Source organism: Streptomyces sp. CB02056, from assembly GCF_001905545.1.
In the GTDB taxonomy this organism is placed as follows: Bacteria; Actinomycetota; Actinomycetes; order Streptomycetales; family Streptomycetaceae; genus Kitasatospora.
In genome coordinates, this window is record NZ_LIPD01000021.1 from 53,172 (window position 1) to 77,695 (window position 24,524).

The following is a 24,524-nucleotide window of genomic DNA, read 5'->3' on the forward strand; positions in this document are numbered from 1 at the left end:
CGCCCGTCTGCGCGCGCCCGTCCGCACGCCTTCCGCCCCCCTTCCTGTACGCCTGCCCGTCCGGCACCGGCGCAACCATCCGGCACCGGCGCAACCGTCCCCCGCCCGCGCTACGAGCCGCCCCGCTCGCCGGGTGCGGTGCGCGGCCGGTCACCGTCGGCGAGGTGCCGGGCCACCGTGGCGAGGTCGGTGCCCAGTCGCTGGGCGGCTCCGACCAGCAGGCTCAGCGCGGCGTGCGGGGTGACGTCGAACCGCTCGGCGGTGAGGCCGATGGCCAGGCCGGTGGCGTGCCGGCGGTCGAGGAGGTCGGCCACGGCCCGGGACAGCGCGAAGCGGTCGAGGGCGGCCGACGCCTGGAGGGCGAGCACCTCCACCAGCCCGAGGGCCGGCGTGCCGGGGTCGACCGGGGTGCGCAGGTAGGCGCTGAACACGGTGCAGCCGTGCGGGTGGGTGCGCAGGTGCGCGCCGGCCACGGCCCGTACGCCGCAGCGCCGGGCGCGGTCGGCGAACCGGTCGGGCCGGCCGGGGTCGAGCCGGACGACGATCTGGCCCTCGCCCTGGCGGCGGAGCCGGGGCAGCGGGCCGGCGTCCGCCCCGCTCTGGGCGCGTTCGAGGGCGAGCAGGTAGGACGGGGTCGCCGCGAAGGTCTCGACCGAGCCGTCGTCGTGCCAGGTGCTCACCGCGGCGCCCACGCAGTCCGGGACGGTGACCCTGGTCAGCTGCACCACGTCGTGCAGGCTGGGGAGGGGCGCGGCCCGTACCCGCTCGCGGGCCGCGAGGTCGCCGAGTTCGGCAAGGAGCGCCGCCCGGGCCCGGTCGGTCGCCGGGGCTCCGGCCGCCGCGCCGCCGCCGTCGGCCGGGCCCTGACGGGCCAGCAGCATGCGGGCCCGGGCGACCGCGCGAACGGCGTCGGCCTCGCCCGTGTAGATGCCGATCGTGTAGCAGACGTCGCGCAACCGCTGCCGGGCCTCCGGCGAGCTCGACGGGGACAGGGCCTCGTACTCCGCGACCAGTCGGCCGAGGGCAGCGACATCCACCATGGGCATGAGCACCTCCGTGTGTTTACGGAAAGTATGCGCCGATCACGCAGCGAAACCGCACCCCGGGTCCCCGCCCCGCACGTCGGCCCGCCCCACCGCCTCAGCCGGTGCCCTCGCGCCCACCCTCGGCACCGCCCTCGCCCCCGACCCCGGAAGCGACGGCCTCCGGCTCCCCATCACCCCACCCGGGCGCGTCCCGGTCCTCCAGTTCCTCGCGCAGCCAGGCCAGGGTGGCACTGAGCAGCCGGGAGACGTGCATCTGGGAGACGCCGATCCGGTCCGCTATCCGGGACTGGGTGCACCCGTCCCAGAACCGCAGCTTGAGGACGGTCTGCTCGCGCTCCGGCAACCGGGCCAGCAGCGGGCGGACGGCGGTGCGGAAGTCGGCGAGTTCGATGCCGGGGTCGCAGCCGCCGAGCCGGTCGAGCAGGGCGCTGCCGGTCTCGTCGGTGTCCTGGTCGCGCAGCGCGTCCAGGGAGTTGGGGCGGTAGACCCGGCCCGCCAGTAGCCCCTCCGTGGCCTGTTCGACGGTGAGGTGCAGGTCCTCGGCGATCTCCTCGGGCCGTGGCAGCCGGCCGAGCTCCTGCTCCAGGCGGTCGGAGTCGCGGGCGACGGACAGGTACAGCTCCTGCATGCTGCGCGGGACGCGCACCGGCCAGGAGGTGTCGCGGAAGAACCGCTTGATCTCGCCGGTGATGGTGGGGATCGCGTAGGTGACGAACTCGACGCCGCGCCGCGGGTCGTAGCCGTCGACGGCCTTGATCAGGCCGATCGTGCCGACCTGGAGGATGTCCTCCATGTCCTCGGCCCGGTGGCGGAAGCGGGCGGCGATGAAGCGCACCAGCGGCATGTTGAGCTCGATGATCGTGCCGCGGACGTAGCTGTAGGCGCGGGTCTCCCGGACCAGCCCGGCCAGCCGCTCGAACAGCGCGTCGCTCAGCTCCCGCGCCTCGGACTTCCCCATGCGGCGGAGTTCGGCCGCCGTGGGCCGTCGCGGGAGGTCGGGCGGCAGGCCCGAGGGGGCCGCTTCCCAGCCGGCTGTTTCCAGGTGGACGGACACGTGATCGCTCCTGGGCGCCGGGGTGAGCGCCCGGCGCCACGTACGGCCCGCACCTCGTGCGGCGTGTCACGGACTCCTCCCCCGGGACCCGTGCCCGGCCACTGCGGGCGCGGCCCCGGTGGCACCGGCCCCGGCGGCACCGCCCGAGGTGCTGGAGCAGCCGGAATCGCACGGCCGCTGTACGACTGGTTCTACCCCGGGATCCGGCTCCGAACGCACGTTCCAGGAGCTTTCCTGCACCGCCGCCGCCGCCGGCGGCCGGCAGCGCTCAGTGATCGAGCGGACGAGGCCGGCCAGGCCACCCCGGCCACCCGGGCTGCTGGGGCCACCCCGGCCATCCGGCCGGCTCCGGCCGTCGCGGCCGGACGTACTCGACCAGCTGCATCATCCCGAGGTCCTCGTGCTGCAGCTGGTGGCAGTGCAGGACGGTGCGGCCGGTGAAGTCCTCGTACTTGACCAGGAGGGTGACGGTGTCGCCCGGCTTGCCGCCGGTCAGGTCGACGGTGTCCTGCCACACCGGCGGGTCGAGCCGTTCCCCGTTGCGGTGGGTGACGAGGACGTGGTTGGTGTGCAGGTGGAAGGGGTGGTGGAAGATCGGCATGGTCTCGTCGGTGTGGATGGTCCACCGTTCGACGGTGCCGAGTTCCAGGGTGTGGTTGACGTACTCGGGGTCGAACAGGCCGTAGGCGGGGTCGCGGGTGAGGTCGCCGCCGGGGTCGGCCGCGGGGGTCGGGTGGCTGCCGAGGACGCGGTAGGCGTTGGGGAACGGCTGGGCGAAGACCTTCGGGTCGACGTGGAAGACCACCCTGCGGTCGCCGCCGGGGTTGGCGATGTCCTTCTCGTCGAGGAACGGCATGCCCTGCGGCAGCGAGGTCGGCAGCTCCATGGGCGGCTGGACGGCTTCTCCCGCCACCTCGATCGTCATCAGCGGGACGGGCACGCCCTTGGCCCGCAGTTCGTACGTCCCGGCCTCGCCGCCCCGGACCAGCACGTCGGCGCGGTTGCCCACGCCCAGCGGGACCACCTCAGCGGCGACCGGCGCGGGGAAGGTCACGCCGTCCATGGCGATCTGATGCAGCGTCAACTTCCGCTCCCCGTCGGCGACCTGGAGCGAGAGGGCGGTGAACGCGGTCGCCGCGACCAGGCGCCAGCGCTGGACCTCGCCGGGGCGCAGCACGAGGACGGGGTTGATCTCGCCGTTGACGGTGAAGGTGGGCGGGACGGCGGCCAGGGCGTCGCCGGAGGTGAAGTCGGGGACCCTGCCGCCCTTGAGCCGGAGTTCGTTGATGCAGACGACCAGGTCGGCGGCGGCCTTGATCTGCGGCACCTCGTCGACGTCGCCCTCGATGACGATGACCCCGGCCATTCCTCCGGCGATCTGTTCGGCGGTGGCCCCGTGCGCGTGCGGGTGGTACCAGTAGGTCCCGGCCGGATGGTCGGTTGGGATCTGGACGGTGGTCAGGTACCGCGGCTCCGGGGCGCCGGCCACGGCCTCGTCGGCGGTGCGCGGCGGGAACGCGCGCAGGATGTTGTCGGCGCGCCCGGACGGCGAGACGTGCAGGCCGTGGGTGTGCAGGTTGAAGGTGTTCACGCGGTGCGGCCGGTTGTGGCCGCCGTGGTGCGCCGGGCCTGACATCCCGGGCATCCCAGACATCCCGGCCGGGCCGGCCGGCTCGGTCGGGTTCGGCGGCAGCCCGTTGACCTGGGTCAGCCACAGCACGTCCCCGGCGCGCGCCCGCAGGGTCGGCCCGGGGATGGTCCCGTTGTAGGTGCGCGTGGTGACCGTCCCGTAGCCCGGGACGGAGAGCGTCGTGAACCGTACGTCGAGCGTCTGGTCGAGCACCGCCGCCGGCCCGCCGGAGGCCGACCGGGCGCGCCGGACGACGGGCTGCGGGAAGGCGGCGGCCGCCACCGCGGGCCGGGCGAGGATCCCGCCGGAGCCGGCCGCGAGGACGGCTACGGGGACGGCCTTGAGCACCGATCGGCGACTGATTCCGACATTTTCTCCCATAACCGGGCAATGTAAGTCGGGTCCGGTACGGCAACGGTCAGGCACACCGCGCGCCGGCCGGGGGTTGGGCCTTCCGTACCACGCTACGAACGTTCCGGGTGGGTCAGATTGGCCCCGGTGCGGGGGTCGAAGACGTGGATGCGCGCCGTGTCCACCCGCAGGTCCAGCGGGCCGCCCTCGGCGGCCCGGGTGGCGGGGTTCAGCCGGGCGACCACCCGGTGCTCCCGCATGCCGGTGTCGGCCCGGCCCGAGTCGGCGGCGAGTTCGGCCAGCTCGGCCAGTTCGGCGAGTTCCGCCAGTCCGGCGAGGCCGCCGGGGCCCCGGGCCGCCGCCGGGCCGCCCTCCTCCGCGAAGTGGACGTAGACGTCCGAGCCGACCGACTCCCGGACCTCGACGGTCACGGTGACGGTGACCCCGCCGGCGTGCCCCTCGACCAGGGCCGCGTCCTCGAAGTCCTCGGGGCGGATGCCGACCACCAGTTCGCGCGGCGCGTCCGCGCGCTCCAGGGCGCGCCGGGTGCGGTCGTCCAGCGGCAGGTCGCCCAGCGAGGTGCGCAGGGCGCCGTGCTCCAGCGCGGCGCCGAGGAAGTTCATGCCGGGCGAGCCGATGAACCCGGCGACGAAGAGGTTCACCGGCTCGTCGTACAGCTGCTGCGGCGAGCCGACCTGCTGGACGACGCCGGAGCGCATCACCACCACCCGGTCGCCGAGCGTCATCGCCTCGACCTGGTCGTGGGTGACGTAGACGGTGGTGGTGCCCAGGCGGCGCTGGAGGGCGGCGATCTGGGTGCGCATCTGCACCCGGAGCTTGGCGTCCAGGTTGGACAGCGGCTCGTCCATCAGGAAGACCTTGGGGTCGCGGACGATCGCCCGGCCCATCGCGACCCGCTGGCGCTGCCCCCCGGAGAGGTGGGCGGGCTTGCGGTCGAGGTGCCGGGTGAGGTCCAGGACGCGGGCGGCCTCCTCGACCTTGGCGGCGATGGTCGCCTTGTCGACCTTGGCCAGGCGCAGCGCGAAGCCCATGTTGTCGCGCACGCTCATGTGCGGGTAGAGGGCGTAGCTCTGGAACACCATGGCGATGTCGCGGTCCTTGGGCGCGCGGTCGTTGACCACCTCCCCGGCGATCCGCAGGGTGCCCTCGGTGATGTCCTCCAGCCCGGCGATCATGTTGAGCGTGGTGGACTTGCCGCAGCCGGAGGGGCCGACCAGGATCACGAACTCGCCGTCGGCGATGGTGAGGTCGACGTGGCGGACGGCGAGGGCGCCGTCGGGGTAGCGCTTGGTGATGCCGTCGAGGACGATCTCGGCCACGGTCCGCCTTCCTGGCCCGCCGGGTGGGGCGGGCTCTTCCTGGGAAACCCATCCTGGGAAAACTCGATGTCGGGCTCAGCCCTTGACGGCGCCGGCGGTGAGCCCGGCGACGATGCGGCGCTGGAACAGCAGCACGAAGACCACGATCGGGATCGTGATGATCACCGCGGCCGCCGCGATCGAGCCGGTCGGCTGCTCGAACTGGGAGCTCCCGGTGAAGAAGGCGATCGCGGCCGGGACCGTCCGGGCCGAGGTGGTGGAGGTCAGCGAGATCGCGAACAGGAAGTCGTTCCAGCAGAAGATGAAGACCAGGATGCCGGTGGTGAACACCCCCGGCGCCGCCAGCGGCGCGATGACCAGCCGGAACGCCTGCCACGGCGTGGCGCCGTCCACCTTGGCCGCCTTCTCCAGGTCCCAGGGGATCTCCCGGAAGAACGCCGAGAGCGTGTAGATCGCCAGCGGCAGCGAGAAGGTCATGTACGGGATGATCAGCCCTGGCCAGGTGTCGAACAGGCCGAGCGCCCGCTCGATGCCGAACAGCGGCGAGACCAGCGAGATCGGCGGGAACATCGCGATCAGCAGGGACACCCCGATCAGCAGCCGCTTGCCGGGAAAGCGCAGCCGGGCCACCGCGTACGCGGCCATGGTGCCGAGCGCGACGGCGACGGTGGTGGCGATCAGCGCGATGCCGATCGAGTTGACCAGGGCGCGGGTGAACTCCGAGGTCTGGAAGATGCCGCGGTAGTTGGCCAGGGTCCACCGGCGGGGCACGAAGGCGCCGTCGGCGAGGGTGCTCGGGTCCTTGAAGGACAGCGCCACGATCCACCACACCGGGAAGAGCGCGTAGAGCACGACCGCCAGGTTGGCGATGCCCCAGCCGGTCAGGGCCCGGGCGGGCCGGCCGCTCATCGCCGCTCCGGTTCCGCGCCGGGCGTGGCCGCGCCGAACAGCTTGACGAAGACCAGCGCGATGAGCGCCACGCAGACGAAGATCAGCACCGAGATCGCCGAGCCGATGCCCAGGTTGAGCGCGGTGAAGAGGTTGTCGTAGCCGAGGATCGACACCGAGCCGGTGCCGTTGGAGCCGCTGGTCAGCACGTAGATGTTGTCGAAGATCCGGAAGGCGTCCAGGGTCCGGAAGAGCAGCGCGACCAGGATCGCGGGCTTCATCAGCGGCAGGATCACCAGCCGCAGCCGCTGCCCGGAGCTCGCGCCGTCCACCATCGCCGCCCGGACCGTCTCGTCCGGGACGAGGGCCAGGCCGGCGAGCAGCAGCAGCGCCATGAACGGGGTGGTCTTCCACACCTCCGCGAGGATGATCAGACCGACGGCCGGCCACTGCTCCGTCAGCGGGGCGCTGCCCTCCGGCAGCAGGGCGGCCAGGTAGCCGGTGCCCGGGGTCCACGCGTACTGCCAGGAGTAGGCCGCGACGACGGTGACGATCCCGTACGGCACCAGCACCGCCGTGCGCACCGTCCCCCGCCCGAAGACCGTACGGTGCATCACCAGGGCGAGCGCCAGGCCGAGCACCAGCTCGACGGCCACCGACACCGCGGTGATCAGCACCGTGACACCGAGCGCCTGCCACCAGAACGGCGAGGTCAGCACCGCGCCGTAGTTGGCGAGCCCGACCCAGTGCGCCTGGGCCGGGAAGCGCAGGTCGTAGCGCTGCAGGGACAGGTAGACGGCGTAGCCGATCGGGTAGGCGGTGACGGCGAGCATCACGACCACGGCGGGGGCGCACAGCAGCAGGCCCAGCCGGCTCTCCTGGCGGGCGCCGCGCGAGGGCCCGGCCGGTCCCGGGCCGGCGGCGGCCCCGGCCGCGGCCTCGGCGGGCGGTGTCCCGGGAGCGGGCGGCGTCCCAGGAGCGGGCGGTGGCCCGGGAACGGGCGGTGTCACGGAATCAGCCCCTTCGAACCGAGGGCGTCCCGGATCTGCCCGCGGAGGTCGGCCACGTCCTTCTCCGGGTGGATGCCGGCGGGCGGGGAGAGGGTGTGCGAGATCGCGATGGAGACGTTCTGGTAGGCCGGGGTCTGCGGCCGCACGCTGGCGGAGTCGAGGGCGGCCAGCACGTCGGCGGCGAACGGGTAGCTGGCGGTCAGCTCGGCCGTCTCGTACAGGCTCCGCAGCGAGGGCGGGAGGCCGCCCTTCAGCGCGTTGGTGAGCTGGTTGTCGCGGTCGCGCAGGCAGAGGGTGGCCTCGGCGGCGAGGTCGGGGTGCCGGCTGTAGGCGCCCACCGCGAGGTCGATCCCGCCGATGGTGACGCTGGCGGGGCGGTCGGCGCTCACCGCGGGGTACGGCGCCCAGCGGAAGTGCGGGAACAGCTCCGGCCGGTTGGCCTTCATCGAGGGATAGACGAAGGGGTAGTTGAGTTCGAAGGCGGCCGTGCCGGACTCCATCGCGAGCCGGTTCTGGTCCTCCATCTGGTTCGACAGCGAGGGGTCGGCGGCCACCGAGGCGGCCAGGTCGCGCATCACCCCGGCGGCCGTGACGGCGGGCGCCCCGAGCGCGGGCCCCTGGGCGTCGGGGGTGAGGATCGAGCCGCCCGCGCTGGTGACCAGGGTGTTGAACCAGACCGTCAGCCCCTCGTACTGGGCGCCCTGGATCTCCACGAGGTGCGGCTTGCCCTCGCGGTCCAGCTCCCGGGCCTGGGAGAGCATCTCCGCCCAGGTGGCGGGCGGGGTCGGCACCAGGTCGTCGCGGTACCAGAGCAGCTGGGTGTTGGAGTTGTACGGCACGGCGTACAGCCGGTCCCGCCAGGTCGCGGTCCGCACCGCCGCGTCGAGGGTGTCGGCGGTGGCCCGCTCGCGCATCGCCCCGGTCCACTCGCGGATCCAGCCGGCCTCGGCGAACTCGGCGGGCCAGGTGACGTCCAGGCCGAGGACGTCCACGCCGGTGTCGTGCGCCGCCATCCGGCGCACCAGCTGCTGGCGCTGGCCGTCGGCGCCGCGCGGCAGCTTGTTGTAGCGGATCGTGTAGCGGCCGCCGGACTGCTGCCCGCAGCGGTCGGCGGCCTGCTGGAGGGCGCCCGAGTCGTCCGGGAAGTTGTACCAGTTCAGGGTGACCGGGCCGCCGCTCCCACCGTCCCCGCAGCCCACCAGGGCGGCGGCGAGCACGGCCAGTCCGGCGGCGGCGCCCGCCCACCGCGAGCGGAACGTGGGGACCCTCGGCATCGTTCTCCCGGGCTGAAAGGACCGGCTGGGGCGGAGCGCTCGGAACGGCGCGACCGGCACGCGGCGGTTCGGCCGACCCTAGCCCGGCGCCCCCGCCCGGCCCGGGCGTGCCGCGCCGCCGCCCGGCCGACCAGCCGGACGGCGGAACCGGGCCCCTCCCGTCACCCACCGCGACCGGGGACGGCTCCGGGAGGCGCCGGTCCGGGTCGGCGCGGATACTGGCCGCACCGAGACCTCCGGGGGCTGGGGCCGCACCGGAACCGAGGAGCACGCCGTGACCGGACCCGTCGTCGTCGGATTCGACGGCTCACCCGAGAGCCTGGCCGCCGCCGCCTGGGCCGCCCACGAGGCGCAGCGCCGCGGCCTGCGCCTGGACGTCCTCCAGGCCTGGCCCCGGCCGAAGCAGATCGCCCCCGGGAGCAGGCCCGGCGACCACTCCGCACTGGCACAACTCGCCGAGCGCGAGCGCGAGTTGCGCACCCTCGCGCCGGAGGTCGAGGTCACCGCCGGCTCCGTGGCCGGCGATCCCGTCGAGGCGCTGGAGGCCGCCGCGCACGGGGCCGCCCTGCTGGTGCTCGGCTCGCGCGGGCTGGGCACCCTGCGCGGCTTCCTGGTCGGCTCGGTGAGCCAGGAGGTGCTGCGCCGGGCGGACTGCCCGGTGGTGCTGATCCGGGTCGGCGGGGACGAACCGGACGGCGCGGTGACGGTCGGCCTCGACCTGGCGCACCCGGCGGACGAGGTGCTGGCCTTCGCCTTCGAGGCCGCCGCGCTCCGTTCGGCGCCGCTGCGCGTGGTGCACGTCTGGTCCCCGCCGGCCGGCAGCGAGTACATGTCCTACGGGGCGATCGGCGGGCTGGAGGGCGAGGTCTCGGCCGTCGAGCACGACGGCCTCGCCCGGGCCCTGGAGCCCTGGCAGGCCCGGCACCCCGAGGTGACGGTGAGCACCGACCTGATCCGCGGCAAGGCCGCCGTCGAGCTGGTGGACGCCGCCGCGACGGCCCGGCTGCTGGTCGTCGGCCGCCGCATCCGGCGGATGCCGCTGCGCCACCACCACCTCGGCCCGGTGGCGCACGCCGCGATCCACCACGTGCACTGCCCGGTCGCCGTCGTCCCGCACGGCTGACCGCGCTCCTCCCGTACGGCCGACGGCAGCCGGGTAGGGCCGACCGGGTGGCCGGGCGCGCTACAGTCCGGTCCATGAGTGAGTCCACCGCCCCGCCATTCGGGAACTTCGCCACCGCCGTACCGGCCCTGGAGCTCGGCGCGGAGCTCGCCGCGCCCGTCGCCGACGCGCTGAAGAACTGGGACGCGCCCGGAGCGGCCGCCTCGGTGCTCTACGTGGACAGCGACCCGGAGCAGGCGGACACCGCCGTGTTCTGCGCGGCCTACGACGTGCCGCCGGAGCTCTCCGCGAACTGCGTGGTGGTCGCCGCCAAGCGCGCCGGGGAGGTGACCCTGGCCGGGTGCCTGGCCCTGGCCACCACCCGGGTGGACGTCAACAAGGCGGTGCGCACCCACCTGGGGGCGCGCAAGGCGTCCTTCGCGCCGATGGACACCGCGGTCGAGCTGACCGGCATGGAGTACGGCGGCATCACCCCCGTCGGCCTGCCCGGCGGCTGGCCGCTGCTGATCGACGAGGCGGTGGCCGCGGCCCCGTACGTCCTGGTCGGCAGCGGTCGGCGCCGGGGCAAGCTCATCCTGCCCGGCTGGGCCCTGGCGGAGCTGCCGGGCGCCCTGGTGCTGCCGGGCCTGGCCGGCTGACCGGCCCGCCGGCGTCAGCGCCCCCGGGGGGCGAGGCCGACCGGGCAGACCACCGGGGTGCCGTGCACCGGGTCGGTGAGGATCACGCTCTCCACCCCGTACAGCTCGCGCACCAGCTCCGGGGTGACGATGTCGCGCGGCGCGCCCTGGGCGGCCACCCGGCCGTCGCGCATGGCCACCATGTGGTCGGCGTAGCGGCAGGCGGTGGTCAGGTCGTGCAGGACGAGGACGACGGTGCGGCCGCGCTCGGCCGTCAGGCCGCGCACCATCTCCAGCACCTCCAGCGCGTGGCCCATGTCCAGCGCCGAGGTCGGCTCGTCCAGCATCAGGATGTCGGTGTCCTGGGCGACGGCCATGGCGATCCAGGCGCGCTGGCGCTGGCCGCCGGAGAGGGTGTCCAGCGGGCGGTCGGCCAGCTCGTGCAGGTCGGCGGCGGCGAGCGCGTGCTCGACCGCCTCGGCGTCGGCGGCGGACCACTGCCGCAGCAGGCCCTGGTGCGGCTGGCGGCCGTAGCGGACCAGGTCGCGGACGGTCAGCCCGTCCGGGGCGGTGGCGGACTGCGGCAGCAGGCCGATGATCCGGGCGATGGCGCGGGTGGACAGCGAGGTCAGCGGCTTGCCGTCGAGCAGCACGGCGCCGGAGCGCGGGGCGATGGTCCGGGCGAGGCCGCCGAGCAGGGTGGACTTGCCGCAGCCGTTCGGGCCGACGATGACGGTGACCTGGCGCTGCGGCAGTTCGAGGTCGAGCTCGCGCACCACGATGGTGCGGTCGTGGCCGAGGCTGAGCGCGCTGGTCGCCAGCCGGGGCGCTCCGACCGTGGCCGTCACGGTCCCGGAGGATTCAGCGGTCGCGGGGCGGGCGGTCATGCGGTCCTCCGGGGACGGGTGGTGAGCAGCAGCCAGAGCAGGTACGGGCCGCCCACGACGGCGGTGACCAGGCCGGCCGGCACCTCCAGCGGCGACAGGAGGGTGCGGCCGATCAGGTCGGCGAGCAGGGTGAAGGCGGCTCCGGCGACGGCCGAGGTGAGCACCGGCACGCAGCGCGGTCCGGCGATCCGGCGGGCGGCCTCGGGCGCGGCGAGCGCGATCATGCCGAGCGGTCCGGCGACGGCCACCGCCAGGCCCGCGCAGACCACGGAGACCAGCAGGACGCCGACCCGCAGGCCGCGCACCCGGACGCCCAGCCCGGTGGCGACGGCGTCGGAGAAGCGCAGCAGCGACAGCCGGCGGCCGAGCAGCACGGCGGCGGGCAGGCAGGCCAGCAGGCCGAGTTCGAGGTAGCCGACGGCGTCGGCGTCACGGCTGTTGAGGGTGCCGACCGTCCAGGCGTAGGCGGCGTTGGCGGAGTCGATGGCGGCGCGGGAGAGCATCAGGTTGGTCACCGCGCCGAAGACCGCGCCGATGCCGAGGCCGACGACCAGGAAGCGGTAGCCGTTGCGGCCGGCCCCGCCGCCGAGGGCGAAGGCTATCGAGGCGGCGGTGGCGGCGCCCGCCAGGGCGGCGGCGGAGGGCAGCAGCTGGGTGGCGACGCCGGTGACGGAGGCGACCGCGAAAGCGGTGGCGCCCTCGTTGAAGCCGACGGTGTCCGGGGTGGCCAGCCGGTTCTGGGCGAGGGTCTGCATCAGGCAGCCGGCGACGCCGAGGGCCGCGCCGACGGCCAGTGCGGCCTCGACGCGGGGCAGCCGCAGCTTCTCCACCAGCAGCACGTCACGCGCGGTGCCGTCGCCGAAGGCCGCGCGCAGGGCGGTCACCGGGTCGAGGTTCGTCTCGCCGACGGCCAGGCAGACGGCGGTCACCGCGACCACGGCGAGCAGCAGGACGGTGCAGCCGAGCAGCGGCCGGACCGGGACGAGCACCGAGCGGCCGCCCAGGGCGAGCAGCCGGGTGCCGGGCGGCACGGGCGGCGCCGGCCGCCGGGTCGCGGCCGAGGGGCCGTCGGGTTCCACGGCGTTCTCTGCGTCGTTCTCTGCGGTGGTCTTCACAGGGGCCTTCACGGGGGCCTTCACAGCGCGGGCATTCGGTGCGAGCGGACGACGGCGACCAGCACGGGGGCGCCGCACAGGGCGGTCATCACGCCGAGCGGCATCTCGTACGGGCGGGCGACCAGCCGGGAGGCCACGTCGGCGAGCAGCACGACGGCCGGCCCGAGCAGGGCGGAGACGACGAGCAGCCGGCGCAGGTCCGGGCCGACCAGGGCCCGGGCGGCGAAGGGCACCACCAGGCCGACGAAGGAGACCGGTCCGGCGATCGCGGTGGCGGCGCCGACCAGCAGGGCGACGGCGGTCACCGCGAGGGCGCGGGCCCGGCGGGGCTTGTGGCCGAGGCCGGTGGCGACGTCGTCGCCGAGGCTGAGCGCGGTCAGCGCCGGGCCGGAGAGCAGCGCCAGCACCAGGCCGAGCAGCAGGACCGGCAGTACCGCGAGCAGTTGGTCGGTGCCGCGGCCGGCGACCGAGCCGATGGTCCAGAACCGGATCTCGTCGGCGGCCCGGGCGTCGGAGAGCAGCAGCACGGAGGAGCCGGCGTTCATCAGCCCGCTCAGCGCCGCGCCGGCGAGCACCAGCCGGACGGGGTCGTCGCCGGTGCCGCGCAGCCGGGCCGCGCCGAGTGCCAGCAGGCAGCCGGCGCCGGCGCCCAGTACGGCGACGTACGGGCCGACGCTGGCGGCGCTGGCGCCGAGCACGATCGCGATCACGACGGCGAAGGAGGCGCCGGTGCTGACCCCGAGCAGGCCGGGCTCGGCCAGCGGGTTGCGGGCGGCGGCCTGGAGGACGGTGCCGGCCACGCCGAGCGCGAGTCCCACCGCGAGGGCCACCGCGGTGCGCGGGGCGCGCAGGTGGAACACGGTGAACCGGGAGTCGGAGTCGCCGTCACCGAGCAGGGTGGAGAGCGCCCGTGACGGTCCCACGTCGCCCGCGCCGAGCAGCAGGCTCGCCAGTACGGCGAGCAGCAGTATCGCGCCGGCGGGCAGCAGTCCGCGCAGCAGGAGTGATCGGAATGTCACACCGGGCCTCCCCGTCAGGGCCTTACGTATGGTTAGGCTAACCTCAGAAAAACGGTTCGCCCGTAAACTACCATTTCTCGGAGAACACCCATGCTTGGCACCCGCTTTACCAAGACCCTGCTCGGCGCGGCCGTGGTCGGCGCCCTCTCCCTGGGCCTGACCGCGTGCGGCTCCTCGGGGTCCGGCGGGTCCGCGGGTGACTCCGGCTCCTCGTCCACCGCCGCCGCGAAGGGCGGCAAGCGCAGCATCGACACCGCCTTCGGCGCCGTGGAGGTCCCGGCCGAGGCCAAGCGGGTCATCGCCCTCGGCGACACCTCGCTGGACACCGCCCTCGCGCTCGGCGTCACCCCGGTCGGCACCAGCTCCAGCCGCGGCGGCACCACCGCCCCCGCCTACCTGAAGGCCGACAGCATCCCGCTGGTCGCCACGGTCAAGGAGCCCAACCTCGAGGCGATCCTGAAGGCCACCCCGGACCTCATCCTGGCCTCCTCCGGCATCGAGAAGTCCCAGTACGACAAGCTCTCGGCGGTCGCCCCGACCATCGTCCCCAAGGCCGGCGACTGGCGCGAGGTGCTCGCCGTGTACGGCGACGCGCTCGGCCACAAGGCCGACCTGGCCGCCAAGCTGGACGCCCTGGACAAGCGCGCCGCCAAGGCCGGCGAGGGCAAGAGCGGCAGCGCCGTGGTGATGCGCTGGATGCCCAACGGGCCGATCGTGATGAACACCACCAACATGCCCGGCGACCTGCTGAAGAAGGCCGGCGCCGGCACCATGCCGATCGCCGACGGCCTGGGCGCCCAGCCCCACTCGGACCCGCTGTCCCTGGAGAACCTCAACAAGGCCGACGCCGACCGGGTGTTCGTCGCCACCCTGAACGCCGAGGGCGAGAAGGCCCTGGAGACCGCCCGCAAGCAGGAGGCCTTCACCCGCCTCAAGGCCGTCGGCACCAACCAGCTCATGGGCGTCGACGGCCAGGTGTGGAGCAGCAGCTCCGGCCCGATCGCGGCCGAGAAGGTCGTCGAGGACATCGAGAAGGCCTTCGGCGCGAAGTAACCGCGCCCGCCGGGGAATTCCCCCCCCCCCCCGGAGTTCTGAATGGCCGTCACCGGAGCGGATCCGGTGACGGCCCTTCCGCCGCGGGCTCGGACCCCCGAACGGGTCGGCAGGGGCGGCTCAGCCCAGCAGCTTCGCCACCACCCGGTCGAGCACGCGGATGTCCTCCGGCGGCAGCGCGAGCAGCGCGTCGGGCGGGGTGCTGAGGATCCCGGTGGCGATCGCGGCCTTCGCCTCGCCCTCCTCGGTGAGGTGGACCAGCTTGGAGCGCCGGTCGACCGGGTTGGTGATGCGCTCGGCGAGGCCGCGCCGCACCAGGTCGTCCACGATGACGCTGGTGTACGGCGGGTCCGCGCCCAGCCGCTCGGCCAGCTCCCGCAGGGTGATCGGGCCGGCGATGAGCCGGCGCAGCGCCCTGACCCGGCTGAAGCTCATGCCGAGGGCTTCGGCGACGCTCTTGCGGCGGTCGTAGCGTTCCAGCACGAGGGCGTTCATCCCCTGCCAGACCCGGGCCGCCGCTCCGGCCTCGCTCCCGCTCCCCTCCGGGTGCCCGCCGCTGTCCAGGCGCTCCATCAGGCGTCCACCATCCCCTTCGTCCGCTCGGCTTCCTCGGCCGCCTCCTCGGCGGCGAGCCGCTGCGCCGCGCGTTCGGCCGTCGCCCGGGCCCAGCGGCCGGAAGTGAGCGTACCGGCGCTGCGATCAATCTCGCTCGCATCGACGCCCACCTCACCGAAACACCACGAGCCCGCACCCGCACCAGCCACTTCGCAGTACTCGGCCCCGCCGAGCTGATGCTCAGCGGGGCCGAGTAACGCCACCCCGAATTAACCAACAGCGTCAGTCCCTCCCGGCGGGGCGCGGCCGTTCGGGCCCGTGGGTCAGGCCTTCTTCACCACGCTGGACTTGAGCTGCATCGCACCGAAACCCTCGACGCGGCAGTCGATGTCGTGCCCGTCGACGCCGTCCACCAGGCGGATGTTGCGCACCTTGGTGCCGGCCTTGATGCCGGAGACGCTGCCCTTGACCTTGAGCGCCTTGACCACCGTCACGGTGTCGCCGTCGCTCAGCACGTTGCCGACGGCGTCCTTGATCACGCGCTCGCCGGCCGGCGCCGCGGCCTCGTCGGCCCCGCCGGGCACCCACTCGTGGCCGCACTCGGGGCAGACCATGAGGGCGTTCATCTCATAGGTGTACTCGCTGGAGCACTGCGGACACGGGGGAAGGTTGTCGCTCATGGGATCAGGATATCCAGGCCGTACGGATCCGGTCCGCGCGGCGATCGGCGAGGTCAGCGGGGGTTGCGCGCGGAGCGGCCGACAGCGGCGCGGACCGCCCGGCCGCCTGCGTTCCGCAGCCTCAGCCCGCGGTGAGCGCGAGCCGGATCCAGCGCTCGGACTCCGCGACCGCCGCCCCCACGTCGAAGGCCTCCGGCGCGGCCGCGGCCTGCACCACCAGCCCCTTGAGCAGCCCGACGAAGGCCGGCGCGAAGGCCACCGGGTCCACACCGGGACGCACCTCCCCGTCCCGCTGCCCCTGCCCGACCACCTCGGCCGTCCACGCCCGGGTCCGGGCGTCCAGCTCCGCCACCGCGCCGGTCAGCTCCGAGGCCCCGGCGAGCGCCTCGGCCCCCAGCACCACGAAGGCCCGGCCCAGGTCGGTCGGGTTGCGGACGCCCTCCAGGCAGCCGCGCGCGAACCCGCACAGCTCGTCGGCGGCCCCCGCCCCGCTGCGCGCCGGTGCGGCCGACGCCATCGCCTCGGCGAGCGCCGCCTCCTGCAGTCGCGCCAGCAGCGCGGCCTTGGAGCCGAAGTAGTGGGTGGCCAGGCCCCGGCTGAAGCCGGCCTCCTCGCCCACCCTGGCCAGCGTGACCCCGGTGCTGCCGTGCTCGGCGATCAGCCGGGCGGCGGCGGCGATCAGCGCGGACTCGGCCCGGGCGCGCCGCTCGGCCTGGGTGCGGCGCGCCGGCGCCTCCCGGAGCGCCCCGGCCCCACCGGTTCGGTCCTCATCGTGCGTAGACATGCCACCATGCTAGTGTGAACTTGCTTGTTGAATAACAAGTAACTTCCGGAGCGGCGGGCATTCCCCCGACCCGCCGCCCCCGTGAGAAGGGAAGTCCCGATGACCGCCACGATGCTCGCCGGCCGGCTCGACGTCGCGAAGGGCGCCTTCGCCGTGGAGGAGGTCCCCGTCCCGGCCCCCGGCCCGGGCGAGGTGCTGATCAAGGTGGAGGCCGCCGGCGTCTGCCTCTCCGACGTCCACCTGATCGAGGGCATGCTCAAGCCGCTCTACCTCAAGGGCGACAAGGTCACCCTCGGCCACGAGGTCGCGGGCACCGTGCACACCCTCGGCGAGGGCGTGACCGGTACGGCCGTCGGCGACCGGGTGCTGCTGCAGGCCGGCGAGACCCGCGACGGCGTCGTGCACACCCGCGGCGTGGACTACGACGGCGGCTGGGCCGAGTACGCGCTCGCCACCGCCACCACCCTGGTGCCGATACCGGACGAACTCCCCTTCGAGCAGGCCTGCTTCATCCCCGACGCGGTCTCCACCCCCTGGGCCGCGATCACCGCCACCGGCGCCGTACGCCCGGCCGAGGCCGTCGGCGTCTGGGGCGTCGGCGGCCTCGGCGCCCACGGCGTGCAGCTGCTGCGGGCGATCGGCGCCTTCCCGATCGTCGCCGTCGACCCGCTGCCGGCCGCCCGCGAGCGCGCCCTGGCCTTCGGCGCCGACGCCGCCCTCGACCCGGCCGACCCGGGCTTCGCCGGGCTGCTGCGCGAGGCCACCGGCGGCCGCCCGCTGTCCGTCGCCTTCGACTTCGCCGGGGTCGCCCCGGTGCGCGAGCAGGCCATGGCCACCCTCGGCGAGCACGGCCGCCTGGTGCTGGTCGGCCTCACCAACAAGCCGCTGACCGTCACCAACGGCACCCTGGTCAGCTACCTGCGCCAGCAGATCCGCGGCCACTACGGCTCCGAGGGCCAGGACGTCGTCGACCTGGTCAACCTGGTCCGCGGCGGCCGGCTGGAGTTCTCCCGCTCGGTGAGCGGCACCTTCCCGCTGGCCGAGGCGGCCCGTGCGGTCGAGGCGCTGGAGCACAAGGAGGGCGACCCGATCCGCCTGGTGCTCAAGCCCTGACCCGACGCGCCACCGACCCGGCGCCGCACCTCCGGACTGAGCCCGGCAGGTGCGGCGCCGCTCCTTCCCGAGCGACCCCCGGACGGCCAACTCCACTCCCCCGTACGGGAAATGGCATGCACGCCACTAGCCAACCGGCCAGTAGCGCCCCTACCGTCGACTCTTCCGTGAGACTTCGACGGAGGAGTCCGCCTTGCGGTCACGCCAACACCAACGCCCCCGCCCCCGCTCCCTCCGACTCCCGGCCGCCGCCCTCGCCTCGGCCCTGCTCGTCACCGCCGCCCTCACCACCACCCCCACCGCCGCCGCGCCGGCCCCCGCGACCGCCGCCGCCAACGACTACTGCGGCGGCCACTGCGCCGACATCCTGCCGCCCGGCGAGAACGGCAACGCCACCCTCGCCGACATCCTGCTCAACCGGGCCTTCGGCACCCGCCCCGCGCACACCGACGACCAGCTCGGCCCCTACGCCGCCCTCGCCTCCGGCTACCCCGGCCTGACCGAGGCCAAGCTGCGCGACTTCTTCAACGACGCCTCCTTCGGCGTCCCCGCCGACCAGGTGGCCAGCACCACCAGCCCGCGCCCGGACGTCGCCATCGTGCGCGACAAGGCCACCGGCGTCCCGCACATCACCGGCACCACCCGCTACGGCACCGAGTTCGGCGCGGGCTACGCCGCCGCCCAGGACCGGCTCTGGGTGATGGACCTCTTCCGGCACGTCGGCCGCGGCCAGCTGTCCGGCTTCGCGGGCGGCGCCGCCGCCAACCGCCAGCTGGAGCAGACCTTCTGGCAGGCCGCCCCGTACACCGAGGCCGAGCTCCAGCAGCAGATCGACACCATCGCCGCCCGCGGCGGCCGGGCCACCCAGGCCCTCGCCGACGCCAACGCCTACCTCGACGGCGTCAACCAGTACGCCAAGGAGTCCTACAACGCCCGCACCTTCCCGGGCGAGTACGACCTCACCGGGCACATCGACCCGATCACCAACGCCGGCTCGATCGAACCGTTCAAGCTGACCGACCTGGTCGCCCTCGCCTCCGTGGTCGGCGCCCTGTTCGGCTCCGGCGGCGGCGGTGAACTGGCCTCCGCCCAGGTCAAGTCGGCCGCCGAGGCCCGGTACGGCAAGGACGCCGGGGACGCGGTCTGGGCGTCGCTGCGCGAGGCGGACGACCCGGAGGCCGTCCAGACCCTGCACGACGGGCAGAGCTTCCCGTACGCCACCGTCCCCGACCACCCGCAGGGCGAGGCACTGCCCGACCCCGGCTCGGTGGTGCCCGAGCGGGTCGTGTACGACGCCACCGGCTCCGCCGACTCCGCCACCACCGCGGCGAACGGCGTCCTGCCCGGGAACCTGCTCACCGCCCGGCACGGCATGTCCAACGCCCTGCTGGTCTCCGGCGCCCGCACCGACGACGGCCACCCGGTGGCCGTGTTCGGCCCGCAGACCGGCTACTTCGCCCCGCAACTGCTGATGCTGGAGGAGATCCAGGGCCCCGGGATCAGCGCACGCGGCGCCGCCTTCGCCGGCCTGAGCTTCTACGTGCAGCTCGGCCGCGGCCAGGACTACGCCTGGAGCGCCACCTCGGCCGGGCAGGACATCACCGACACCTATGCCGTCCCGCTCTGCACCACCGACGGCTCCCCGGTCACCACCGCCGCCAACTCCTATAGCTGGCACGGCCAGTGCCTGCCCTTCGACCGGCTGGAACGCAAGAACACCTGGAACCCGACCACCGCCGACTCCACCCCGGCCGGGTCCTACACCCTGGTGATGAACCGCTCCCGGTACGGCCTGGTCACCGCCCGCGGCACGGTCGGCGGCGCACCCGTCGCCTTCACCTCGCTGCGCTCCACCTACCGGCACGAGGCCGAATCCATCATCGGCTTCCAGGAGTTGAACGACCCCGGCGCGGTGCACGACGCGGCGGGGTTCCAGCAGGCGGCGCAGGACATCAACTACACCTTCAACTGGTTCTACGCCGACTCGCGCGACATCGCGTACTACAACTCCGGCAGCAACCCGGTCCGCGCGCCCGGCGTCGACCCCGGGCTCCCCGTGAAGGCCCAACCCGCCTACGAGTGGGCCGACTTCGACCCCGTCGCCAACACCGCCCGGTACACCCCGGCGGCCGAGCACCCGCAGTCCGTCAACCAGGACTACTACATCTCCTGGAACAACAAGCAGGCGAACGGCTACACCTCGGCCGGCTTCGGCAACGGCTCGGTGCACCGCGGCAACCTGCTGGACGACCGGGTCAAGTCCCTGCTCGGGAACGGCGGCAAGGTGAGCCGGGTCTCGCTCACCCAGGCCATGGAGGGCGCCGCCCTGGCCGACCTGCGGGCCGAGGACGTGCTGCCCGACCTGATCCGCGTACTGCGCAGCGCGCCCGTCACCGATCAGGCCACCCTCACCGCCCTGCAACAACTGGAGGCCTGGCTCGCCAACGGAGGGCAGCGGAAGGAGACTTCACCGGGCAGCCACGGCTACGCGGACGCCACCGCGATCCGGGTGATGGACGCCTGGTGGCCGCTGGTCGCCGAGGGCGTCATGCGGCCGGGCCTCGGCGACCCGCTGTTCGGCGCGCTGACCGGCGCCCTCCAGATCAACGAGTCCCCCTCGGGCGGGCAGACCGGCCCCGGCGGCGGCCCGGTGAGCGCCAACGAGGCCATCCCGCACAAGGGTTCGGCCTTCCAGTACGGCTGGTGGAGCTACCTGGACAAGGACCTGCGCGCCGTCCTCGGCGACCGGGTGGCCGGCCCGCTGGCCCGGCCGTTCTGCGGCGGCGGCGACCTCGCGGCCTGCCGGACCGTCCTGCTGACCACCCTGAAGCAGGCCGCCGCCCGGACGCCCGCCCAGGTCTACCCGGGCGACGCGGACTGTGCGGCCGGCGACCAGTGGTGCGCCGACACGATCATCCAGCGCCCGCTGGGCGGCGTGACGGACGCCAAGACCACCTGGCAGAACCGCCCGACCTACCAGCAGGTGGTGCAGTTCCCGAGCCACCGCTGAACGACACCGCCGGTGCCCCCGGCCGGGGGCACCGGCGGCCGGTCACCTGGACCGCGCCGCGGTCTCGTCCTCGTCGCCCCGCAGGTTGCCGGCCTCGCTCCGCAGCCGCCTGCCCGCGACCGTGTACGTCCTGGCCGTGCCCCGGTTCGTCACCCGGTCGCCGACCGCGCCCGCCAGCTCCCCGATGCTCTCCACCAGCCCGGCGAGCGCACCCAGCAGCGCCGCCTCCTCCTTCTCCGGGACCCTCTCGCGGGCGCTGTCCCGCGCCTTCGGCAGCGCGTTCTCCCGCACCTGCCGCTCCGCCTCGCCGACCGCTTCGACCATCGCCCGTATCCCGCTGTCCAACCCGGCCCCCTCGTCTCCCCGTTCCTCCGACGTACCCCGCGAGCCTTCCCACCCCGTGCCCCACTTAGGCCCAGCCCGACGCGCGACCCGCGGGAACTGCCCCTAGCGTGGTCCGGGGACCGCCCGACCAGCCCCGGGCCGAGACCCGGGACCCGCACCAGGAGGCATGCCGACCATGACCGCCAACCTCTCCGAACTCACCGGCGACTACGTCCTCGACCCCACCCACACCCGGATCGGCTTCGTCGCCCGCCACGCCATGGTGACCAAGGTCCGGGGCGCGTTCCACCAGTTCGAGGGCACCGCCCACCTGGACGGCGCCGACCCGTCCCGCTCCTCCGGCCAGGTGGTGATCAAGGCCGAGAGCATCGACACCGGCGTGGAGCAGCGCGACCAGCACCTGCGCACCAACGACTTCCTGGACGCCCCCACGTTCCCCGACATCACCTTCCGCTCCACCGCGGTCGAGGCGCGCTCCGACAGCGACTTCCGGGTCACCGGCGACCTCACCATCAAGGACACCACCCGCCCGGTCACCATCGACTTCGAGTACACCGGCAACGCCGTCGATCCGTACGGCAACCTCCGGGTGGGCCTGGAGGGCTCGGTCACCATCAGCCGCAAGGAGTACGGCGTCACCTGGAACGCGGCCCTGGAGGGCGGCGGCGTCCTGGTCGGCGACAAGGTCGTCCTGGAGTTCGACATCTCCGCGGTCCGCCAGAGCGCCTGATCCGGACCCGCCCCGCCCGGAACGGGCCCGGAACGCCCGGAACAGCCGGAACCGGTCCCCCACGAACGGGTTCGCGCCGCGGCCCGCCGAACCGCCGGACCGCGGGGCGGCCGCCCGGCTAGTCTCCTGGCATGCCAACAGAAGACTCCCTCGCGACCGGCCAGCGCTCCCTCGGCGACCCCGCCCTCGACTACCCGCTCTGGCCCCCGCTCACCGCCGGCTGCCCGCGCACCAGCACCGAGGACGTCTCCTACCCCGTCGAGGTCGACTACGCCTACGACAAGGCCGACCCGGCGGGCCTGTTCGCCCCCGCCCCGGTGCGCGGCGGCCTGGAGCGCTGGGCCCCGCTGCTGCCGCCGCTGCTCGCGCCGGGCCTGGGCGAGGGCGCCACCCCGCTGGTGGAGGTCTCGCCCGGGGTGTACGTCAAGGACGAGTCCCGCAACCCCACCTGGAGCCACAAGGACCGGCTGAACCGCTGCACCACCAGCGCCGCCGTGGGCGCCGGCGCGCCGGGCCTCGCGGTCGCCTCCTCCGGCAACCACGGCGCCTCGGCCGCCGCCTACGCCGCCCGCGCCGGGCTGCCCTGCGTGGTGTTCACCGGCCCGGACACGCCGCCGAACGTCGACGCCTTCCTCAACGCCTACGGCGCGGTGGTCCTCCCGGTGCCGTGGGAGGCCCGCTGGCCGCTGCTGCGCCAGGTGGTGGACCGGCTGGGCCTGCACCCGGTCAGCAACCTGACCACCACCCACACCGGGCACGCGTACGGCCCCGAGGGCTACAAGACCGTCGCGTACGAGATCTTCCAGGACGTCGGCCTGCCGAGCGCGGTGTTCGTCCCGACCGGCTACGGCGAGCTGCTGTTCGGCGTCTGGAAGGGGTTCGTCGAGCTGCACCGGCTGGGCCTGACCGCCGGGGTGCCGCGCATTCACTCCTGCGAGACGGCCGCCTCCGGTCCGCTCGCCCGGGCGATCGCCGACGGCCTGCCCGCCACCCATGTGACGGTCGGCCCGAGCGACGCCTACTCGATCACCTCCCCGGTCAGCGGCTACCGGGGCGTGCTCGCGGTCCGCTCGAGCGGCGGCCGGGCGCTGACCCTGGACGACGGCCAACTCGCCGACGCTCAGCGGGAGCTGGCCCGGGCGGGGCTGTGGACCGAGCTGTCCGCGGCGGCCGGTCTGGCCGGGCTGCGCAGCCTCGGCGAGCCGGACCTCTCCGACGGCCCGGTGGTCTGCGTGTCGACCTCCAGCGGCTTCAAGGACAAGGGCGTCGGCACCCGCAGGACCGAGCCGGTCGCCCCCGACTGGGACGCGGTCGAGCGCCGCCTGCGGGCGGCCGGCATCACCGGCTGAACGCACGGTGCTTCACCGCCGCGAGGCGTGCTGTTCGCCTGCCCGTCCCTGCTCGTAAGGTCGCCGTAGGGTCGGTGTTCGCCGAGCGCCAGCAGGCTTGCACCCTCCGTCAACTCCCGCCTCCTGCCGAAGGGTAGCCACCGTGTCGCGTCCCCTCCGCCGCCTGCTGCCGCTCGCCGTCGCCGTCGCGGCGGTGCCCGTGCTCGCCCTGCCCGCCCTCCCGGCGGGCGCCGCCTCGTACGGCACCCCGACGATCACCTTCTCGGCCGGGTACCTGTCCGGCGCCGTCGGCGCCACCGGCGACCCGACCGTGACGGTGACGGTCGCCCAGTCCGGCGCCGCGGCCTCGGCGCTGACCGTCGCCGCCTCGGCGACCACCCGCAGCGCCGTCGCCCGCACCGGCGACGTGACGGTGAGCGGCACCGGCGGCGCCCGCACCCTGGCGGTCGCCGCCCAGGGCGTCGGCTACGCCGACCTCACCATCAAGGTCACCGGCCTCGGCGGCAAGAGCGCCACCCGCACCCTGCACTACGCCGCCTCCCCCGCCGTCCAGTCCTCGGCGACCAGCCGCTACCTGACCGGCTCCAGCGACGCCTCGGCGGCCGTGGACGCGGGCGGCGGCTTCATCGTGGTCGGCGACGACGAGTCCAACACCCTGCGCCTGTACGACCGCAACAACTCCGGTGCGCCGGTCCGCACCTGGGACTTCAGCTCGGCCCTCGGCGTCTCCAAGGAGATCGACATCGAGGCCGCCACCCGGGTCGGCAACACCATCTACTGGACCGGCTCGCTCGGCAACAACAAGGACGGCGTGGTCAAGCCCGACCGGCACACCGTCTTCGCCACCACCGTCACCGGTTCCGGCGCCGACACCCAGCTGTCCCTGGCCGGCTCGTACCACGGCCTGCGCGACGACCTGATCTCCTGGGACGACGCCCACGGCAAGCGCTACGGCTTCGCGGCCGGTGCCGCCGACGGCCAGGCGCCCAAGCAGATCGACGGCTTCAACGTCGAGGGCCTGGAGTTCGCCCCCGGCAGCACCAGCACCGCCTACATCGGCTTCCGCGCACCGCTCACCCCGGCCGTCACCGGCGGCCGGGCGCTGCTCGTCCCGGTCACCAACCTCCCGTCCCTGATGAACGGTTCGGCCGCGCACGCGACCTTCGGCGACCCGGTCGAGCTGGACCTCGGCGGGCTGTCCGTCCGCGACATCCGCCGCAACGACCTCGGCCAGTACCTGATCGTGGCCGGCTCCTGGTCCGCCGAGGACAACTCCGCCCCGTACGCGCTCTACCGCTGGAACGGGCAGCCCGGTTCCAAGCCGACCAAGCTGATCGACCTGCCGACCAGCGACTACGGCGCCTGGGAGGCCGTCACGGACGTCCCGGACCTGGACGCCCCCGGCGCCCGCGCCCAGCTGATCACCGACGACGGCTCCGCCGACCTCTACAACGACGGCACCGCCGCCAAGGACCTCACCCACCCCGAGTGGAAGAAGTCCCGCAGCACCTGGTTCACCCTGGGCTGACCGCGCGCCAGGGCCCTTCGGCA

General features: G+C 74.3%; 23 protein-coding genes. 8 read left to right on the plus strand and 15 right to left on the minus strand.

Going from position 1 to position 24,524, the window contains the following annotated elements; translation table 11 throughout:
- Nucleotides 1-110: 110 nt before the first annotated feature.
- From AMK13_RS44350 to AMK13_RS36980, 7 genes are all read right to left on the minus strand, one after another.
- Nucleotides 111-1,040, minus strand: a complete 930-nt coding sequence (locus AMK13_RS44350; RefSeq protein WP_241853195.1) for a DUF5133 domain-containing protein — start codon at nucleotides 1,038-1,040, stop codon at nucleotides 111-113.
- A gap of 100 nt (nucleotides 1,041-1,140) precedes the next feature.
- On the minus strand, nucleotides 1,141-2,100 hold the full coding sequence (locus AMK13_RS36955) for a SigB/SigF/SigG family RNA polymerase sigma factor (RefSeq protein ID WP_241853196.1): 960 nt from the start codon (nucleotides 2,098-2,100) through the stop codon (nucleotides 1,141-1,143).
- 268 nt (nucleotides 2,101-2,368) lie between these two features.
- Nucleotides 2,369-4,111, minus strand: coding sequence for a multicopper oxidase family protein (locus tag AMK13_RS36960; RefSeq protein WP_143204722.1), 1,743 nt, complete (start codon nucleotides 4,109-4,111; stop codon nucleotides 2,369-2,371).
- Between the two features lie 83 nt (nucleotides 4,112-4,194).
- Nucleotides 4,195-5,421 (minus strand): ABC transporter ATP-binding protein, encoded by a 1,227-nt coding sequence (locus AMK13_RS36965; protein WP_074005944.1) that lies wholly within the window; start codon nucleotides 5,419-5,421, stop codon nucleotides 4,195-4,197.
- A gap of 75 nt (nucleotides 5,422-5,496) precedes the next feature.
- Entirely contained in the window at nucleotides 5,497-6,330 is an 834-nt protein-coding gene (locus AMK13_RS36970; RefSeq protein ID WP_074005945.1) for a carbohydrate ABC transporter permease, read from the minus strand.
- Complete coding sequence (locus tag AMK13_RS36975) at nucleotides 6,327-7,319, minus strand: carbohydrate ABC transporter permease (RefSeq protein ID WP_074005946.1); 993 nt, start codon at nucleotides 7,317-7,319, stop codon at nucleotides 6,327-6,329. The genes AMK13_RS36970 and AMK13_RS36975 overlap by 4 nt, the downstream gene beginning before the upstream one ends.
- The gene (locus AMK13_RS36980; protein WP_074005947.1) at nucleotides 7,316-8,593 is read right to left on the minus strand and encodes an ABC transporter substrate-binding protein; all 1,278 of its coding nucleotides are present in this window, start codon (nucleotides 8,591-8,593) and stop codon (nucleotides 7,316-7,318) included. Before AMK13_RS36980 ends, AMK13_RS36975 begins: the two co-directional genes overlap by 4 nt.
- A gap of 274 nt (nucleotides 8,594-8,867) precedes the next feature.
- Between AMK13_RS36980 and AMK13_RS36985 the strand changes: the two genes are divergently transcribed.
- Both AMK13_RS36985 and AMK13_RS36990 read left to right on the plus strand, forming a co-directional pair.
- Nucleotides 8,868-9,716 carry a universal stress protein gene (locus tag AMK13_RS36985; RefSeq protein ID WP_074005948.1) on the plus strand — a complete coding sequence of 283 codons (849 nt, stop codon included), beginning with the start codon at nucleotides 8,868-8,870 and terminating at the stop codon, nucleotides 9,714-9,716.
- 74 nt (nucleotides 9,717-9,790) lie between these two features.
- The gene (locus tag AMK13_RS36990) at nucleotides 9,791-10,354 is read left to right on the plus strand and encodes a YbaK/EbsC family protein (protein WP_049656611.1); all 564 of its coding nucleotides are present in this window, start codon (nucleotides 9,791-9,793) and stop codon (nucleotides 10,352-10,354) included.
- Nucleotides 10,355-10,368: 14 nt separating this feature from the next.
- Here the strand turns inward: AMK13_RS36990 and AMK13_RS36995 are convergent, their stop codons facing one another.
- From AMK13_RS36995 to AMK13_RS37005, 3 genes are read right to left on the minus strand one after another with little or no spacing between them, the layout of a single operon-like run.
- On the minus strand, nucleotides 10,369-11,181 hold the full coding sequence (locus AMK13_RS36995; protein WP_074005983.1) for an ABC transporter ATP-binding protein: 813 nt from the start codon (nucleotides 11,179-11,181) through the stop codon (nucleotides 10,369-10,371).
- A gap of 35 nt (nucleotides 11,182-11,216) precedes the next feature.
- Nucleotides 11,217-12,335 (minus strand): FecCD family ABC transporter permease, encoded by a 1,119-nt coding sequence (locus AMK13_RS37000; RefSeq protein ID WP_198959506.1) that lies wholly within the window; start codon nucleotides 12,333-12,335, stop codon nucleotides 11,217-11,219.
- 20 nt (nucleotides 12,336-12,355) lie between these two features.
- Nucleotides 12,356-13,354 (minus strand): FecCD family ABC transporter permease, encoded by a 999-nt coding sequence (locus AMK13_RS37005; protein ID WP_079272857.1) that lies wholly within the window; start codon nucleotides 13,352-13,354, stop codon nucleotides 12,356-12,358.
- A gap of 90 nt (nucleotides 13,355-13,444) precedes the next feature.
- On the opposite strand from AMK13_RS37005, the gene AMK13_RS37010 reads away from it, so the two are divergent.
- Nucleotides 13,445-14,407 (plus strand): ABC transporter substrate-binding protein, encoded by a 963-nt coding sequence (locus AMK13_RS37010; protein ID WP_079272858.1) that lies wholly within the window; start codon nucleotides 13,445-13,447, stop codon nucleotides 14,405-14,407.
- Nucleotides 14,408-14,527: 120 nt separating this feature from the next.
- Here the strand turns inward: AMK13_RS37010 and AMK13_RS37015 are convergent, their stop codons facing one another.
- The 4 genes from AMK13_RS37015 to AMK13_RS37030 all read right to left on the minus strand — a co-directional run bounded on the left by AMK13_RS37015 (nucleotide 14,528) and on the right by AMK13_RS37030 (nucleotide 16,426).
- The gene (locus AMK13_RS37015) at nucleotides 14,528-14,980 is read right to left on the minus strand and encodes a MarR family winged helix-turn-helix transcriptional regulator (RefSeq protein ID WP_079272859.1); all 453 of its coding nucleotides are present in this window, start codon (nucleotides 14,978-14,980) and stop codon (nucleotides 14,528-14,530) included.
- Nucleotides 14,980-15,225 (minus strand): hypothetical protein, encoded by a 246-nt coding sequence (locus AMK13_RS44385; RefSeq protein WP_049656609.1) that lies wholly within the window; start codon nucleotides 15,223-15,225, stop codon nucleotides 14,980-14,982. The genes AMK13_RS37015 and AMK13_RS44385 overlap by 1 nt, the downstream gene beginning before the upstream one ends.
- 60 nt (nucleotides 15,226-15,285) lie before the next feature.
- On the minus strand, nucleotides 15,286-15,642 hold the full coding sequence (locus AMK13_RS37025; RefSeq protein WP_074005949.1) for a zinc ribbon domain-containing protein YjdM: 357 nt from the start codon (nucleotides 15,640-15,642) through the stop codon (nucleotides 15,286-15,288).
- A gap of 121 nt (nucleotides 15,643-15,763) precedes the next feature.
- Complete coding sequence (locus AMK13_RS37030; RefSeq protein ID WP_074005950.1) at nucleotides 15,764-16,426, minus strand: TetR/AcrR family transcriptional regulator; 663 nt, start codon at nucleotides 16,424-16,426, stop codon at nucleotides 15,764-15,766.
- 99 nt (nucleotides 16,427-16,525) lie between these two features.
- On the opposite strand from AMK13_RS37030, the gene AMK13_RS37035 reads away from it, so the two are divergent.
- Entirely contained in the window at nucleotides 16,526-17,539 is a 1,014-nt protein-coding gene (locus tag AMK13_RS37035; protein ID WP_074005951.1) for a zinc-binding dehydrogenase, read from the plus strand.
- Between the two features lie 193 nt (nucleotides 17,540-17,732).
- Nucleotides 17,733-20,549, plus strand: a complete 2,817-nt coding sequence (locus AMK13_RS37040) for a penicillin acylase family protein (RefSeq protein ID WP_079272860.1) — start codon at nucleotides 17,733-17,735, stop codon at nucleotides 20,547-20,549.
- A gap of 42 nt (nucleotides 20,550-20,591) precedes the next feature.
- On the opposite strand, the gene AMK13_RS37045 is transcribed toward AMK13_RS37040, so the two are convergent.
- Nucleotides 20,592-20,873: a hypothetical protein gene (locus tag AMK13_RS37045; RefSeq protein WP_074005952.1), complete on the minus strand. Its 282-nt coding sequence runs from the start codon at nucleotides 20,871-20,873 to the stop codon at nucleotides 20,592-20,594.
- Between the two features lie 196 nt (nucleotides 20,874-21,069).
- Between AMK13_RS37045 and AMK13_RS37050 the strand changes: the two genes are divergently transcribed.
- From AMK13_RS37050 to AMK13_RS37060, 3 genes are all read left to right on the plus strand, one after another.
- The gene (locus AMK13_RS37050; RefSeq protein ID WP_074005987.1) at nucleotides 21,070-21,624 is read left to right on the plus strand and encodes a YceI family protein; all 555 of its coding nucleotides are present in this window, start codon (nucleotides 21,070-21,072) and stop codon (nucleotides 21,622-21,624) included.
- 131 nt (nucleotides 21,625-21,755) lie between these two features.
- Nucleotides 21,756-22,973, plus strand: coding sequence for a threonine synthase (locus AMK13_RS37055; RefSeq protein ID WP_074005953.1), 1,218 nt, complete (start codon nucleotides 21,756-21,758; stop codon nucleotides 22,971-22,973).
- 142 nt (nucleotides 22,974-23,115) lie between these two features.
- On the plus strand, nucleotides 23,116-24,501 hold the full coding sequence (locus AMK13_RS37060) for a hypothetical protein (RefSeq protein ID WP_107418964.1): 1,386 nt from the start codon (nucleotides 23,116-23,118) through the stop codon (nucleotides 24,499-24,501).
- Nucleotides 24,502-24,524: the final 23 nt, after the last annotated feature.

Excerpts from the sequence above, each read along its gene's own strand:
- AMK13_RS44350 (WP_241853195.1), bottom strand. The coding sequence starts at position 1,040 with ATGGTGGATGTCGCTGCCCTCGGCCGACTGGTCGCGGAGTACGAGGCC.
- AMK13_RS36960 (WP_143204722.1), bottom strand. The coding sequence starts at position 4,111 with ATGGGAGAAAATGTCGGAATCAGTCGCCGATCGGTGCTCAAGGCCGTC.
- AMK13_RS36970 (WP_074005945.1), bottom strand. The coding sequence starts at position 6,330 with ATGAGCGGCCGGCCCGCCCGGGCCCTGACCGGCTGGGGCATCGCCAAC.
- AMK13_RS36980 (WP_074005947.1), bottom strand. The coding sequence starts at position 8,593 with ATGCCGAGGGTCCCCACGTTCCGCTCGCGGTGGGCGGGCGCCGCCGCC.
- AMK13_RS36990 (WP_049656611.1), top strand. The coding sequence starts at position 9,791 with ATGAGTGAGTCCACCGCCCCGCCATTCGGGAACTTCGCCACCGCCGTA.
- AMK13_RS37010 (WP_079272858.1), top strand. The coding sequence starts at position 13,445 with ATGCTTGGCACCCGCTTTACCAAGACCCTGCTCGGCGCGGCCGTGGTC.
- AMK13_RS37015 (WP_079272859.1), bottom strand. The coding sequence starts at position 14,980 with ATGGAGCGCCTGGACAGCGGCGGGCACCCGGAGGGGAGCGGGAGCGAG.
- AMK13_RS37025 (WP_074005949.1), bottom strand. The coding sequence starts at position 15,642 with ATGAGCGACAACCTTCCCCCGTGTCCGCAGTGCTCCAGCGAGTACACC.
- AMK13_RS37030 (WP_074005950.1), bottom strand. The coding sequence starts at position 16,426 with ATGTCTACGCACGATGAGGACCGAACCGGTGGGGCCGGGGCGCTCCGG.
- AMK13_RS37035 (WP_074005951.1), top strand. The coding sequence starts at position 16,526 with ATGACCGCCACGATGCTCGCCGGCCGGCTCGACGTCGCGAAGGGCGCC.
- AMK13_RS37045 (WP_074005952.1), bottom strand. The coding sequence starts at position 20,873 with ATGGTCGAAGCGGTCGGCGAGGCGGAGCGGCAGGTGCGGGAGAACGCG.
- AMK13_RS37050 (WP_074005987.1), top strand. The coding sequence starts at position 21,070 with ATGACCGCCAACCTCTCCGAACTCACCGGCGACTACGTCCTCGACCCC.
- AMK13_RS37055 (WP_074005953.1), top strand. The coding sequence starts at position 21,756 with ATGCCAACAGAAGACTCCCTCGCGACCGGCCAGCGCTCCCTCGGCGAC.